Here is a 13,946-nt window from a genome sequence, read left to right as displayed (position 1 = left end):
GGGTGGTACAGTGGCTCATCTGGGAGGCATCTGAATGATCGTCGGGTTTCGCGATGATTGGTTGCGGGCCTTCTTCGTGGACGACGTCCATTCTCGCAACATTCCGGCAGACCTTGAAAGCCGACTGTTTCGCAAGCTTCAGATGATCGACGATGCGACCACCGATCAGGATCTGCGCGTACCGCCGAGCAATCATTTCGAAAAGCTGCGCGGCAAACTTGGCGGCTCGCACTCGATCCGCGTCAACAACCAATGGCGGCTGATCTTCCGCTGGGATAGCAGCCGCGGCGAAGCGTCGGATCTTTATCTCGACGATCACAGCTATCGATGAGGTGACTCATGCTGATGACCAAACGCAAGCCGGCCACTGTCGGTGAAATCCTGGTCGAGGAATTCATGCAGCCGCTTGGCCTGACACAAGGGACATTGGCAAAGGCGATGGGTGTCCAGCGCAAGCATGTGAACGAGTTGTGCAACGATCGCCGTAACGTGACCGCGGCGACCGCGCTCATTCTCGCGCGCGTCTTCGGCAACAGCCCGGACTTCTGGCTGAACGTGCAGCGCCGCGGCGATTTGTGGGAGGCGATGAACTCGCCGCAGGAACTAGCGCGGATCGAACGTGCGACGCCTCTGGTGAAGGCGGCTTAGGCCTGCAAACCAACACGCCGTCATGGCCGGGCAGCACGAAGCGAGCTCGCTAGATGTCCCGGCCATTCACGTCTTCGCTTGCGGCCAAAGGCGTGGATACCCGGCATTCGCCGGGCATGACGATGGAGGGCGGGTGACCCGTACGTCGGCACGCATATCTGCCCGCCCGTTTTTTCCGCTCGCCGAATGCCAAAGACCCGGCTAGGCTCCAAAATCAGCGCGATCACAGCAACTTCCCTTGACATCCCCCGTTTGCTGGCTATGTTCCGCGCAAGTTATGAAAAGTCGGACCGATCCTGTGCGCAACAAAGTTACAAATCTCCTTATTATCGTGGTACCCTGGCGCACCGCCGGGGGTAGCTGACGGCTACCCACGAACCGAGCGGTGTGCACAGGGTCCTGAACGGGCCCTTTTTTATTGTCTGAACTTCAAGCTTTCCGAACCTAGCGACCATCCAGACCAAGCCGCGCCGCAGAGCGCATCCGGAGCGAACCATGAGCGACAGCAAGCCTCACGATCCCAATCAGATGACCGGCGCAGCGATGATCGTGCGCGCGCTTGCTGATCATGGCGTCAAGCACATCTTCGGCTATCCCGGCGGTGCGGTGCTGCCGATCTATGACGAGATCTATCAGCAGTCCGAGGTCGAGCACATTCTGGTCCGCCACGAGCAGGGCGCCGGCCATGCCGCCGAAGGCTATGCGCGCTCCACCGGACTGCCGGGCGTCGTGCTGGTGACGTCCGGTCCGGGCGCCACCAACATGGTGACGCCGCTGGCCGACGCGCTGATGGATTCGATCCCGCTGGTCTGCATCACCGGACAGGTCCCGACGCATCTCATTGGTAACGACGCGTTCCAGGAATGCGACACCGTCGGCATTACGCGGCCCTGCACCAAGCACAACTGGCTGGTCCGCGACGTCAACGATCTCGCCAAGGTGCTGCATGAAGCCTTCTATGTTGCGACCACCGGCCGTCCTGGCCCGGTCGTCGTCGACGTGCCGAAGGATGTGCAGTTCGCCACCGGCACCTATCATCCGCCGCGCAAGTCGGACGTCCATATCTCCTATTCGCCGCGCGTAAAGGGTGATGCCAATGCGATCCGCAAGGCGGTGTCGCTGCTGGCGGGTGCCAAGAAGCCGATCATCTATTCCGGCGGCGGCGTGATCAATTCGGGTCTCGCGGCCTCGAAGCTGCTGCGCGAGCTGGTCGAAGTCACCGGTTTCCCGATCACCTCGACGCTGATGGGCCTCGGCGCCTATCCGGCATCCGGCCCGAACTGGCTGGGCATGCTGGGCATGCACGGCACTTATGAAGCCAACATGGCAATGCATGACTGCGACGTCATGCTGTGCGTCGGCGCGCGCTTCGACGACCGCATCACCGGCCGCACCGATGCGTTCTCGCCGAACTCGAAGAAGATCCATATCGACATCGATCCGTCGTCGATCAACAAGAACATCCGCGTCGACGTGCCGATCATCGGCGATTGCGGCAATGTGCTGGGCGATATCCTGCAGGTGTTCAAATCCGAGGCGAAGAAGCCCGACACCAAGGACTGGTGGAAGACCATCGCCACCTGGCGCGCGCGCAATTCGCTGGCCTATAAGACGAATAACGATGTGATCCTGCCGCAATTCGCGATCCAGCGGTTATTCGAGGCGACGCGCGGCCACGACACCTACATCACCACGGAAGTCGGCCAGCATCAGATGTGGGCGGCGCAGTTCTTCGGCTTTGAGGAGCCGCATCGCTGGATGACGTCCGGCGGTTTGGGCACCATGGGCTACGGCCTGCCGGCGGCGCTCGGCGTGCAGGTCGCGCATCCGGACTCGCTGGTCATCGATATCGGCGGCGATGCCTCGGTGCAGATGACGATGCAGGAAATGTCGGCGGCGGTTCAGCACGAATTGCCGATCAAGATCTTCATCCTCAACAACCAGTATATGGGCATGGTGCGCCAGTGGCAGCAGCTGCTGCATGGCAACCGGCTGTCCCATTCCTATTCGGAAGCGCTGCCCGATTTCGTCAAGCTTGCCGAGGCCTATGGCGGAGTTGGATTCCAGTGCAGCAAGCCCGGCGATCTCGACGGCGCACTGCAGGAAATGATCAAGGTGAAGAAGCCGGTGCTGTTCGACTGCCGCGTTGCCGCACTGGAGAACTGCTTCCCGATGATCCCGTCCGGCAAGGCGCATAACGAAATGCTGCTGCCGCTGGAAGCGAATGATGAAGCCACCGCGGCAGCCTTCGCCGGCGGCAAGGCGCTGGTGTGATGCAGATAACACAGGCCCTCATCCTGAGGAGCCGCACTCTTGTGCGGCGTCTCGAAGGATGAGTGTCCAAGCTCATGGTTCGAGACGCGCGAAGCCGCGCTCCTCACCATGAGGGATGTAACATCGTGGCGAAAGCCAAACGAGACTTCGACAGGGAATGACAATGGAACAGCCTGCCTCCGCCTATTTCATGGAAGAGCGTCACGATCCCAACGAGACGCATACGCTGACGGTGCTCGTCGCCAATGAGCCCGGCGTGCTCGCGCGCGTCATCGGTCTTTTCTCCGGCCGCGGCTACAACATCGAAAGTCTCACGGTGTCCGAGACCGAGAGCCACAAGCATGTCTCGCGCATCACCATCGTTACCACGGGCACGCCGATGGTGATCACGCAGATCAAGCATCAGCTCGATCGCATGATCCCGGTGCATCGCGTGGTCGACATGACGCTGACCGGCCGCTCCATCGAGCGTGAGCTTGCGATGGTGAAGCTGCGCGGCACCGGCGAGCATCGCGTCGAGGCGCTGCGCCTCGCCGAAGCGTTCCGCGCCCGTGTGATCGATGCGACCATCGAGAGCTTTGTGTTCGAGATCACCGGCAATACCGGCAAGATCAACCAGTTCATCGACCTGATGCGGCCGCTTGGCCTCGTCGAGATCTCGCGCACCGGCGTTGCCGCCATCAGCCGCGGACCGGAGGGGATGTAGCCTCCGCGCATCGCAGTCATGAAACCTCTCGACATCGCGTTGGCCGTTGCAGTGGCCGTGATCTGGGGCGTCGGCTTCGTGCTGACCCGGATGGCGGTCGACGAGATGTCGTCGACACTGCTCACCACGCTGCGCTTCGGCATCACGGCGCTGCCGTGCCTGTTCCTGCCGAAGCCGAAACTGTCATGGCTGCTGATCGTCGCGACAAGCTGGCTGCTGGTGGCGCAATTCCTGGCGCAGACCTATGGCATGGCGCATGGCGTGCCGGCGGGGTTGACCTCGGTGATCGTGCAGAGCCAGGCGCTGTTCACGGTGGGGGCTGCAGCGCTGTTCCTGCGCGAATTGCCGACCCGGCAGCAGGTCGCGGGTATCGCCATCGCCATGGGCGGGCTGCTGATGATCTGTTTCACGGTCGGCTATGACTTCAGCGTGTTCCCCTTCACGGTGCTGATGACGGCGCCGGTGAGCTTTGCCTTTTCCAATCTGCTGCTGCGCCGCGCGCAGGGCGTGCCGATGCTCGACCTGTTCGCGTGGATCAGTCTCGTGGCGCTGCTGCCGTTGCTGGTGGTGCTGTTCAGCGGCGATGGCGCAAGCACGACGTGGCAATCGCTCACGCATGCCTCGTTGAAGGCGTTCGCCTGTGTGCTGTTTCTCGCGGTGGTCGGCACCACGCTGGGTTACTGGATCTGGGGCCGGTTGCTGCGTGATTATTCCGCGGCGCAGGTCGTGCCGTTCGCGCTGCTGGTGCCCTTTATCGGGGCGGCGGCGTCGAGCGTCACGTTCGGCGAACAGTTTGGATCACTGCGGCTCGCCGGTATGATCATCGTCGTCTGCGGCATTGCCGTGATGTTGCTGTCGAAGCGCCCACCCACTCTTGTCGAGGTGGTCTGAGGTCATGTCGCAACAACTCTTGTTCGCCTTTATCGTGTTCGCCATCGTGATGTTCTTCACGCCCGGTCCGAACAACATCATGCTGCTCGCGTCGGGGCTGAATTTTGGCTTTCGTCGCACGCTGCCGCATGTCTTCGGCGTCACCGTCGGTTTCGCCTTCATGGTCGCCGTCACGGGCCTCGGATTGGGGGCGGTCTTCACCTCCTATCCGGTGCTGCACACCATCCTGAAATATGCCGGCGCCGCGTATCTCGTTTATCTCGCCTTTGCGATCGGGATGTCCGGTCCGCCCAATCCCGGTGACGCCGAACGGCGCCGGCCGATGACGTTTTTCGGCGCAGCGCTGTTTCAATGGGTCAACGTCAAGGGCTGGGTGATGGTGATCGGCACCATCACCGCCTATGCGGCGATTGCGAACTATCCCTGGAACATCCTGCTGCAGGTCGCCCTGTCGCTGCTGCTCGGGTTCGTGTCCTGCGTCACCTGGGTGCTGTGCGGCACCTCGCTGCAATCGCTGGTAAAATCGCCTGGCGCGGTCAGGGCGTTCAATATCGTCATGGGGCTGCTGCTGCTGGCCTCGCTGTATCCGGTGCTGGTCGAGCTATGAGCCTGACGCGCAGCGTAAAATCACCGTCGCGGGCTTGTCTCGCGGCACCCGTCGCCCTAGAAACCGGCGGCAATTCATGGTCTTCGGCCATTCGGCTTGAGACCGGTTCGAACGGGCAGCTTTGAAATATAGTTGCTGAAGAGAGGAAATACCCATGCGAGTTTATTACGATCGCGACGCCGACCTGAACCTGATCAAGGGCAAGAAGGTCTGCATCGTCGGCTACGGCAGCCAGGGCCATGCCCATGCGCTGAACCTCAAGGACTCCGGCGTCAAGGACGTGGTCATTGCGCTGCGCAAGGGCTCGGCCACCGCGAAGAAGGCGGAAGCCGCCGGCTTCAAGGTGATGGAAGTCGCCGAAGCTGCCAAGTGGGCCGACCTGATGATGATGCTCACCCCCGACGAATTGCAGGGCGACATCTATCGCGACCACATGCACGACAACATGAAGAAGGGCGCAGCGCTCGTCTTCGCACACGGTCTCAACGTGCACTTCAACCTGCTCGACCCGCGCGAAGATCTCGACGTGCTGATGATCGCGCCGAAGGGCCCAGGCCACACCGTGCGTTCGGAATATCAGCGCGGCGGCGGCGTGCCCTGCCTGATCGCGGTTCACAAGGACGTCTCGGGCAATGCCCATGACCTCGGCCTGTCCTACGCTTCGGCAGTGGGCGGCGGCCGCGCCGGCATCATCGAGACCTCGTTCAAGGAAGAGTGCGAAACCGATCTGTTCGGCGAACAGGCCGTTCTCTGCGGCGGCACCGTCGAATTGATCCGCGCCGGTTTCGAGACGCTGGTGGAAGCCGGCTACGCGCCGGAAATGGCTTACTTCGAGTGCCTGCACGAGCTGAAGCTGATCGTCGACCTGATCTATGAAGGCGGCATCGCCAACATGAACTACTCGATCTCCAACACCGCGGAATACGGCGAATACGTCACCGGCCCGCGCATCGTCACCTCGGAAACCAAGGCCGAGATGAAGCGCGTGCTGACCGACATTCAGTCCGGCAAGTTCGCCCGCGACTGGATGCTGGAAAACAAGGTCAACCAGGCCTCGTTCAAGGCGACCCGTCAGCGCAACAACGCGCATCCGATCGAGGAAGTGGGCGCCAAGCTCCGCGACATGATGCCGTGGATCAAGGAAAAGGCGCTGGTCGACAAGACCAAGAACTAAGCGCTTCGCTTAGGCGCAGCTATGATGGGACCGCGGCAACGCGGTCCCATTTCTTTTGAAATGTACAATGCGTGATGAGCTCACCGAAATGGCCAGCCCGCAAAGTCCGCGCCAGGTATTTGCCACATGCTATCCGGGAGTTCACGTGCCATGCAGGCGCGCGGCTCTGCCGCCATGGGAGGACGGGCCCGAATAGGCTATCGGCACGCCGACCGCCAGAACCGCTTTAGGGTATATCGATGGCAGTGGCGCGAATGGGCCGGCCATCCGCACAACGGCGAGAGCTGCACCGTCAAGTTCGGTGTTTCCAGAACTCCTTAAGACGGTAGCCTCGACCACCCGACCACTGCGGTTCACCGCAAGACAGACGACCACACGTCCGCGAAGTCCCGCCTCGGCAAGCCGCTTTGCCGTTCGCATGATCCGCGCGGTTGTGTGCTGCCGCCATGCGCGCATGGCCGGACTCGCGGTCATGGCTTCGGGGCCAGTTGTCGGTGCAATCTGCGCTTCCGCACTCGTTGCCATTGCGGCGAGCAACACGGCGACGCCGATTGCTCGCCGCATGGTCATATTGAGTCCTTTGCTCTGCTTCGTGTGGTTGGCCGGGGTTGAGGCAAAAACAGGAAGCATGTCGAGCCCTTGAGATTGGATGACGGAAGCCAATAGATGAGTGATATCATATTGCGCCCACTTTCTTCCATTTTCTGGGTACTGAGACAACCTTCGCACCATGTCGAGCAGGTCACCGCATGAATGCTATTGTTATCACCGGCGTCTCCACGGGCATCGGCCACGCCACGGCGAAGCTTCTACTCGCGCGCGGTTTTCGCGTATTCGGCAGTGTCCGTAGGCAGGTTGATACAGAGCGGTTGCAAGCCGAGTTCGGCGCGAACTTCATCCCGCTGCTGTTCGATGTCACCGACGAGGCCGCTGTGTTGGCCGCCGCTGCGCAGGTCCGTGCCGCGCTGAACGGCGAGACGCTTGCAGGGCTCGTCAACAATGCCGGCGTTGCGGTGCCGGGCGCGCTGCTCGATCTGGCGGTGGACGAGTTTCGCCAGCAGATCGAGATCAATGTGATGGGGCCGGTGATCGTCACCAAGGCCTTCGCGCCGCTGCTCGGCGCCGATCCGGCAATGACGGGCACGCCCGGGCGCATCGTGATGATGAGTTCGGTGTCCGGACAGTTCGGCAATCCACTGCTGTCGCCCTATAGCGCGTCGAAATTCGCACTGGAAGGATTGGCCGAGAGCCTGCGGAGCGAATTCATGCTGTTCGGCATCGACGTGCTGGTGATCGCGCCGGGGGCCGTGCGCACGCCGATCTGGGACAAGGCCGACGCCATCGATATGGCGCGCTTCGATGCGTCGCCGTTTCTGCCGGCGCTAACGAAGCTGCGCGAGATGCTGATGAAGCTGGCGAAGAACGGGCTGCCGCCGGAGACGATCGGCGAGCTGGTTCATCAGGCGTTGACCAGGCCCAACCCGAAAGTGCGCGTGGTGGCATCGCCGCAGCCGGTTCAGACTTGGATCGCCGGTTGGCTGCCGCGGCGCTGGCTGGACGGCATTATGGCGAAGCAGTTGGGATTACGGCCCAAATAGCGGGGCCATTTGTCGCCTCGACAGGGCGGCTAAAATTGGCTAACTGGTACTACCAGATTGGTAGGGTCAGCCCATGCTCGCTGCGGTCAGCACTGATACGTCCGACGCCGTTCGGAAAACGCTCCAATTCGTTCGGCACCACCGGCTGTCGAAGGGCGACCGGCTGCCGTCCGAGCGGGACCTGTCTGAGCGGTTCGGGGTGACGCGCAGTTCGGTTCGCGAGGCGCTGGCGGTGCTCGATGCCATGCGCATCACCGAGCGGAAGCCCAAATCCGGCATCTATCTGCGCAACACGCTGGAGGACAGCGGCCTCGATGCACTGGTGCTGCAGGCCGATCTGGGTGTCACGTTCGATGCGCAGGTGACGCGCGATGCTATCGAGGCGCGGATCATCTGCGAGGAGCAGGCGTTCCGGCTCGCTTGCCAGCGCCGCACCGATGCCGATCTCTCAAAGCTGCACGGACTGCTGGACACCTATGCGGCGCTGGCCGCCAACGGCCGCAACATGGCCGACGAAGACGTTGAGTTTCATCTTGCCGTGGCTGCCGCGAGCCAGAACCGCATTCTCGTGCGCACGATTACGCCTTTGATGCTGATGAGCACGCGCGGGCGTCGCCGTTATTTCGAGTCGGCGGCGCTACGCCAGCGCTCGCTCGACGATCACCGCGCTTTCGTCGCGGCCATCGAAGCGCGCGACGAAATCGCTGTCACCGCGCTCGTTCATCGCCATGTGCAGATCGCTGCCGCCGACATTGAGGCGCTGGCTGATCACGCCGCGACCGACCTCGATCATTCCGACACCGACCGCAAGGACTGAGGTTCACGAACAACACATGCACCTGACGAGCCGCTCGACAATCCCGACCAACGGGAAGGCTCGGATCGAATACGGCAACGGCCGTAGCGGCACCACCGCACGCACTGGAAACGCAAAAGAAGGACGTATGATGCGTATGAAGACAACTGCCATGACTGCAACTTCGATGGCCGCTTGGGCGGTCGCCGTTGCGATGGTCGCAAGCCCGGCGCTGGCGCAGAAGAAGTATGGCCCCGGCGCCAGCGATACCGAAATCAAGATCGGCAACACCGTGCCCTATAGCGGCCCGGCGTCTGCTTACGGCATTCTCGGCAAGTCCTATGCCGCCTATTTCAAGAAGATCAATGATGAGGGCGGCATCAACGGCCGCAAGATCGTCTTCATCTCCTATGACGACGCCTATTCGCCGCCGAAGACCGTGGAGCAGACCCGAAAGCTGGTCGAGAGCGACGAGGTGATGGCGATCGTCGGCAATGTCGGCACCGCCGCGAATGCCGCGATCCAGAAATACGTCAATGCCAAGAAGACGCCGCAACTGTTTCTCGCGACCGGTGCCACCCGCTGGAACGATCCGAAGCAGTTTCCATGGACCATGGGCTGGCTGCCGAGCTACCACGCCGAAGCTGCGGCCTATGCGAAGTATCTTCTGAAGGAGAAGCCGGATGCCAAGATCGGCGTGCTCTATCAGAATGACGATTTCGGCAAGGACTATCTGAAGGGACTGAAGGAAGGTTTCGGCGACAAGGCGGCGTCAAGGATCGTGGCTGAAGCGAGCTACGAGGTTTCCGAGCCGACCATCGACTCGCAGATCGTCAAGCTGAAGGCCGCTGGCGTCGATACGCTGTTCTCCTTTGCTGTCGGAAAATTCGCCGCACAGTCGATCAAGAAAGTCGCCGAGCTCGGCTGGAAGCCGCTGCACATCGTGCCGAATGCGAGTTCGTCGGTGGGCAGCGTGATCCGTCCGGCAGGCTTCGAGAATGCGCAGGACGTTTTGTCCGCAACCTTCGCCAAGGATCCAACCGACCCGCAATGGAAGGACGATCCGGGCATGCAGAAGTTCTACGCCTATGTCGAGAAGTATATTCCGGAAGGGAAGGCGATGGAGAGCACCGTGCTATCCGGCTACAGCATCGCCCAGACCATGGTCGAGGCGCTGAAGCAGTGCGGCGACGATCTCACCCATGAGAACCTGATGAAGCAGGCCGCCAACCTCAAGAACGTGCAGCTGGACGGGTTGCTGCCGGGCGTGACCGTCAACACCAGCCCGACCGACTTCTCGCCCATCGACCAGTTCCAGATGATGAGCTTCAAGGGCGAGCGCTGGCAGCGCTTCGGCGAGATCATCAAGGGCGAGACGCCAACCGCAGTGCGGTAGAGGCGAGGGATGACGACGGCAGGCGGCGCTCGGACCGGCACCGCCTGCGTCGAAAGGTTCATTGTCCGTTCATGACGCCTGTATTACGATTTTGTGACATTCCGCAGGGTCCGGGCGCGGCGTGAGCCGGCTGGCCGTTGCCAGACAGGGCAGTTTTCTTGCCGGGTGTTCGCAGGCAAGTCATGCTGCCGTCGCCGATCTCAGTCTCTCCGGCGCAAGCCGGCCGCCGCTTCAAGGAGCGATTGGCGGCCGTCTGGCAATATGTTCGGCAGTGGCCGCTGCGCACGGCGCTGATCGCTGCGATCCATGCCCTCGCGATCTATGTTCTCGCCTCGGTCGAATATGGCCCGTTCGCCACCACGCTGGCGCTGTTCACCTGGGGTTTGCTGAACTTCCTGTTCCTCGCGCTGTTCAAGCGGCCGGGGGTCAGCGCGGTGCTGTCGCTGTTGCTGGTGACGACGCTGATCGTGTTGTCGCAGTTCAAGTTCGGCATCACGCAGCTCACGCTGACCTTCCTGGATTTCCTGATCATCGATCGCGACACGATCTCGTTCCTGCATTCGATCTTCCCGCAATTGCGGACCTGGCTACTGATCGCCGCCGCCGTCGCGCTGCCGATCCTGTGGCTGATCTGGCGCGCCGATCCGTTCCGCCTGCGCCGCCGCAGTGCGCTGGCCTGTGCGGGCGTCTGCATGGCGGGGATCGTCGGCCTGTCGGCGGCCAATCCCGAGAAGCCATGGGAGCCGTTCCAGGGCGTCAATCACATCTCCAATCTGGCGCGCTCGGGTGTCGTCTCCGTCTCGCATCTCACCGCGACCGGCTGGATCGAGGCGGATTCCAAGAGCCTCGTGAGTTCGGCGCAGGCCTCGCCGATGACCACCTGCGAGCCCGGTGTGAAGCGGCCGAACATCGTGATGGTGCTGGACGAGTCGTCCTTCGATATTTCCGCGGCGCCCGGCATCAAAGTGCCGGCTGGCTACCACGATAACTTCAAGTCGGCGGATGGCCAGCAGCGCGCGCTGATCACCGAATCCAGCGGCGGCCCGACCTGGTACACCGAGTTCAATATCTTCACCGGGCTCTCTGCGCGCTCCTTCGGCGCATTGAAGTTTTATGTGACGCGGATCGCCGCCGGGAAGATCTCGCGCGGCCTGCCGCAGGCGTTGCAACGCTGCGGCTACAAGACCTTCTCGCTCTATCCGACCTACGGCAATTTCCTCAGCGCCCGCAGCTTCCAAGAGGGCGCTGGCATCGATGGCTTCATCGACATGGCGGCGATGGGCGTGAGCAAGGACATGCAGCCCGACAGGTTCTATTTCGATCAGGCCAGGGACCTCATCGCGCGCGAGAGCAAGACCGACCAGCCGGTCTTCGTGCTGGTCTATCTCACCGCCAATCACTTCCCGTGGACCACGACCTATCGCGACGACCTGACGCCGGCCGGCTGGCAGGCGCCGGGCAATACGGCGGAGGTGGATGAGTATATCCGCCGCCAGGCCATGACGGCTGCGGACTACAAGGACTTTGTCGCGCAGCTCCAGAAGGATCATCCGGCCGAGCCGTTCCTGTTGGTGCGGTTCGGCGATCACCAGCCGGCAATCGCGCAGAAACTGCTGGAGCCCGAACTGTCGCAGCCGAAGCGCGCCGACCGGATCATGACGCATGATGTCAGATACTATGCGACCTACTACGCCATCGATGCGCTGAACTACCGGCCCGAACTGTCATCGGCGCTACCGGTGCTCGATGCCGCCTATCTGCCGCTCATGGTGCAGGAGGCAGCACGCGTGCCGCTCGATCCGTCCTTTATCGAGCAGAAGAAGATCATGCTTCGCTGCAAGGGCGTGTTCTATGGCTGCAAGGGCGGCGATGAAGCCAGCCGGTTCAATCGGTGGCTGATCGATGCGGGGCTGATCAAGGATCTCTGACCCGGCCGGCTGCAGCAGTGAGGGCAGGGTGTCTGTCCATCCCGTTCAGGCCAAGGTCATTGCCCGTTCATGACGATTACATTACAAATTAATGACATATCGCAGTTTCCGGCTGCGACATGCGCCCTCTGGCCGTCGCCAGCCCAGGCCCGAGGCCTCGCCGGTGGTGTTGCGTGCCGCCATGGCGCCTCCGCTCAATCCAGTACCCAGCGTCTCGACCAGTGCTGTCGCCGCGCCGACCAGCGTGTGGCGGCTGTTGGCCGTGGCTGCACCGCATTTCGGCGCGCTGCTGGTGATGTTCCAGACCGAGACCGATCTGGTGGGTCGGATCGGCTTCGTGCTGGCCTGGGCCATTCTCAACTTTTTCTGGATTGCGCTGCTGCGCCGTCCCGCGCTGTCGGGAGCGCTGTCGCTGACCCTGGTCGTCATCTTGGTGCTGCTGTCGCGGCTGAAGCACGACGTGGTGCAGATGACCGCGAACTTCGTCGACCTGATGGTGATCGACCGCGATACCGCAGCCTTCCTGTTCACGATCTTTCCGAACCTGCGCTGGTCCGCCATCGGCGCTGCCGTGGTGGTGCTGCCGCTGATGTATGCGCTGTGGTGGCTCGATCCGTTCCGCATTCGACGGCTGCCGGCGCTCGCCGCGCTGACGGCTTGCCTCGCCGCATTGACGGGATATGCGTTGGCCTGGCCGGATGAAGCCTGGCGCGGCTATTACGATGACGGCTATCTGTCGAAATTCGCGCGCTCCGGCGTTACCGCGGTGTCGGACTTCAGCAGCCACGGTTTCATGGAGTCCGACGCGGTCATCACCGAGCGGCTGAAGTTGCCGCTGGAGGATTCTTGCCATCCGGCGGGACGTCGTCCGCACATCATCATGGTGCATGACGAGTCGTCCTTCGACATCCGTCAGGCCGCCGGCGTGAAGACGCCGAAAGGCTATGGCAGCCACTTCAATTCATGGGATGGCAAGGCGCGCAAATTTCTCGCCGAGAGCAATGGTGGGCCGAGCTGGTTCACCGAATACAACGTATTGGCCGGACTCTCGTCGCGCTCGTTCGGGCCGTTCTCCTATTTCGTCACGCGCATCGCTTCGGGCCGCGTGGAGCGCGGATTGCCACTGGCGCTGCGCCGCTGCGGCTATAGCACCATCTCGCTCTATCCGGCCTTCGGCGCCTTCATGAGCGCGCGCAGCTTCCAGACCACCACCGGCGTCGAGCGCTTCTATGACGCCAAGGATCTTGGTGCCAAGGGCGTCGAGCCCGACAGCTTCTTCTACGATTCAGCGGCGCGCCTGATGGCCGAGCAGCCGCCGGCCAGTCCGCTATTCATGTTCGTCTATCTCGCCGCCAATCACTTTCCGTGGGAAACCAAGTTTCGCCCCGACATGACGCCAGGCTGGCGTGCGCCCGGCAATGTGCCGGTGGTTGATGAATATCTGCGCCGGCAAGCGATGAGCGTCGATCACTATGGTGCGTTCGTCGCGAAGCTGAAGAAGCAGTTTCCAGCGCAGCCGTTCCTGATCGTACGCTATGGCGATCATCAGCCGGAATTCGCGCCGGGCATTCTCGATCCCAACATGGATGAAGCGGGCCTCGGCAAGAAGCTGCAGAGTTACGACCCGCGCTACTACGCGACCTATTACGCCATCGACGCGATCAATTTCGAACCGGTGAAGAGCGCGACGGTGATGGACACGATCGACGGGCCGTATCTGCCGCTGGTCATTCAGGAGGCCGCGGGCATTCCGCTGGACCCGTCCTTCGAGGAGCAAAAGAAGATCATGCTTCGCTGCAAGGGACTATTTTACGCCTGCAAGGACGGCGCGGAAGCGCGACGATTCAATCGCCTGTTGATCGATGCGGGGATGATCAAGAATTTGTAACGCCGGAGTTCGTCGGATGGGTAGAGCGCAGCGAAATCCA

The 13,946-nt window shown here is 62.0% G+C and carries 13 protein-coding genes; 12 read left to right on the top strand and 1 reads right to left on the bottom strand.

Annotated elements, in window-relative coordinates; genetic code table 11:
* Window positions 1-34: 34 nt before the first annotated feature.
* The 7 genes from LPB73_RS16375 (at window position 35) to ilvC (ending at window position 6,300) form a co-directional block, all read left to right on the top strand.
* A complete protein-coding gene (locus tag LPB73_RS16375; RefSeq protein WP_231077552.1) occupies window positions 35-331 on the top strand; it encodes a type II toxin-antitoxin system RelE/ParE family toxin in 297 nt (98 codons plus the stop codon).
* Window positions 332-339: 8 nt separating this feature from the next.
* Window positions 340-648 carry a HigA family addiction module antitoxin gene (locus LPB73_RS16370; protein ID WP_089267874.1) on the top strand — a complete coding sequence of 103 codons (309 nt, stop codon included), beginning with the start codon at window positions 340-342 and terminating at the stop codon, window positions 646-648.
* A 495-nt stretch (window positions 649-1,143) separates the two neighbouring features.
* A complete protein-coding gene (locus LPB73_RS16365; RefSeq protein WP_231077551.1) occupies window positions 1,144-2,922 on the top strand; it encodes an acetolactate synthase 3 large subunit in 1,779 nt (592 codons plus the stop codon).
* A 163-nt stretch (window positions 2,923-3,085) separates the two neighbouring features.
* Window positions 3,086-3,628, top strand: coding sequence for an acetolactate synthase small subunit (gene ilvN / locus LPB73_RS16360; RefSeq protein WP_068738461.1), 543 nt, complete (start codon window positions 3,086-3,088; stop codon window positions 3,626-3,628).
* A gap of 18 nt (window positions 3,629-3,646) precedes the next feature.
* Window positions 3,647-4,519: an EamA family transporter gene (locus LPB73_RS16355; RefSeq protein WP_231077550.1), complete on the top strand. Its 873-nt coding sequence runs from the start codon at window positions 3,647-3,649 to the stop codon at window positions 4,517-4,519.
* A gap of 4 nt (window positions 4,520-4,523) precedes the next feature.
* The gene (locus LPB73_RS16350) at window positions 4,524-5,126 is read left to right on the top strand and encodes a LysE family translocator (protein WP_068738457.1); all 603 of its coding nucleotides are present in this window, start codon (window positions 4,524-4,526) and stop codon (window positions 5,124-5,126) included.
* 154 nt (window positions 5,127-5,280) lie between these two features.
* Entirely contained in the window at window positions 5,281-6,300 is a 1,020-nt protein-coding gene (gene ilvC, locus LPB73_RS16345) for a ketol-acid reductoisomerase (protein WP_089267877.1), read from the top strand.
* Window positions 6,301-6,441: 141 nt separating this feature from the next.
* On the opposite strand, the gene LPB73_RS16340 is transcribed toward ilvC, so the two are convergent.
* Window positions 6,442-6,930: an energy transducer TonB gene (locus LPB73_RS16340; RefSeq protein ID WP_231077549.1), complete on the bottom strand. Its 489-nt coding sequence runs from the start codon at window positions 6,928-6,930 to the stop codon at window positions 6,442-6,444.
* 119 nt (window positions 6,931-7,049) lie between these two features.
* Between LPB73_RS16340 and LPB73_RS16335 the strand changes: the two genes are divergently transcribed.
* The 5 genes from LPB73_RS16335 to LPB73_RS16315 all read left to right on the top strand — a co-directional run bounded on the left by LPB73_RS16335 (window position 7,050) and on the right by LPB73_RS16315 (window position 13,906).
* Window positions 7,050-7,898: an SDR family NAD(P)-dependent oxidoreductase gene (locus LPB73_RS16335; protein WP_231077548.1), complete on the top strand. Its 849-nt coding sequence runs from the start codon at window positions 7,050-7,052 to the stop codon at window positions 7,896-7,898.
* A gap of 73 nt (window positions 7,899-7,971) precedes the next feature.
* A complete protein-coding gene (locus LPB73_RS16330; protein WP_231077547.1) occupies window positions 7,972-8,715 on the top strand; it encodes a FadR/GntR family transcriptional regulator in 744 nt (247 codons plus the stop codon).
* Window positions 8,716-8,866: 151 nt separating this feature from the next.
* Entirely contained in the window at window positions 8,867-10,090 is a 1,224-nt protein-coding gene (locus LPB73_RS16325; RefSeq protein WP_231077546.1) for an ABC transporter substrate-binding protein, read from the top strand.
* 182 nt (window positions 10,091-10,272) lie between these two features.
* On the top strand, window positions 10,273-12,018 hold the full coding sequence (locus LPB73_RS16320; protein WP_231077545.1) for a sulfatase-like hydrolase/transferase: 1,746 nt from the start codon (window positions 10,273-10,275) through the stop codon (window positions 12,016-12,018).
* Window positions 12,019-12,199: 181 nt separating this feature from the next.
* Window positions 12,200-13,906 carry a sulfatase-like hydrolase/transferase gene (locus LPB73_RS16315; protein ID WP_231081165.1) on the top strand — a complete coding sequence of 569 codons (1,707 nt, stop codon included), beginning with the start codon at window positions 12,200-12,202 and terminating at the stop codon, window positions 13,904-13,906.
* The last annotated feature ends 40 nt before the right edge of the window (window positions 13,907-13,946 follow it).

Source organism: Tardiphaga sp. 37S4 (assembly GCF_021044645.1).
GTDB lineage: Bacteria > Pseudomonadota > Alphaproteobacteria > Rhizobiales > Xanthobacteraceae > Tardiphaga > Tardiphaga robiniae.
This window is presented reverse-complemented; position numbering and strand designations above follow the sequence as displayed.

Bases quoted from the DNA above. Each gene is read 5' to 3' on its own strand.
- LPB73_RS16370 (WP_089267874.1), top strand. From the start codon at position 340: ATGCTGATGACCAAACGCAAGCCGGCCACTGTCGGTGAAATCCTGGTC.
- LPB73_RS16325 (WP_231077546.1), top strand. From the start codon at position 8,867: ATGACTGCAACTTCGATGGCCGCTTGGGCGGTCGCCGTTGCGATGGTC.
- ilvC (WP_089267877.1), top strand. From the start codon at position 5,281: ATGCGAGTTTATTACGATCGCGACGCCGACCTGAACCTGATCAAGGGC.
- LPB73_RS16355 (WP_231077550.1), top strand. From the start codon at position 3,647: ATGAAACCTCTCGACATCGCGTTGGCCGTTGCAGTGGCCGTGATCTGG.
- ilvN (WP_068738461.1), top strand. From the start codon at position 3,086: ATGGAACAGCCTGCCTCCGCCTATTTCATGGAAGAGCGTCACGATCCC.
- LPB73_RS16375 (WP_231077552.1), top strand. From the start codon at position 35: ATGATCGTCGGGTTTCGCGATGATTGGTTGCGGGCCTTCTTCGTGGAC.
- LPB73_RS16340 (WP_231077549.1), bottom strand. From the start codon at position 6,930: ATGCTTCCTGTTTTTGCCTCAACCCCGGCCAACCACACGAAGCAGAGC.
- LPB73_RS16365 (WP_231077551.1), top strand. From the start codon at position 1,144: ATGAGCGACAGCAAGCCTCACGATCCCAATCAGATGACCGGCGCAGCG.
- LPB73_RS16320 (WP_231077545.1), top strand. From the start codon at position 10,273: ATGCTGCCGTCGCCGATCTCAGTCTCTCCGGCGCAAGCCGGCCGCCGC.
- LPB73_RS16350 (WP_068738457.1), top strand. From the start codon at position 4,524: ATGTCGCAACAACTCTTGTTCGCCTTTATCGTGTTCGCCATCGTGATG.
- LPB73_RS16315 (WP_231081165.1), top strand. From the start codon at position 12,200: ATGGCGCCTCCGCTCAATCCAGTACCCAGCGTCTCGACCAGTGCTGTC.
- LPB73_RS16330 (WP_231077547.1), top strand. From the start codon at position 7,972: ATGCTCGCTGCGGTCAGCACTGATACGTCCGACGCCGTTCGGAAAACG.
- LPB73_RS16335 (WP_231077548.1), top strand. From the start codon at position 7,050: ATGAATGCTATTGTTATCACCGGCGTCTCCACGGGCATCGGCCACGCC.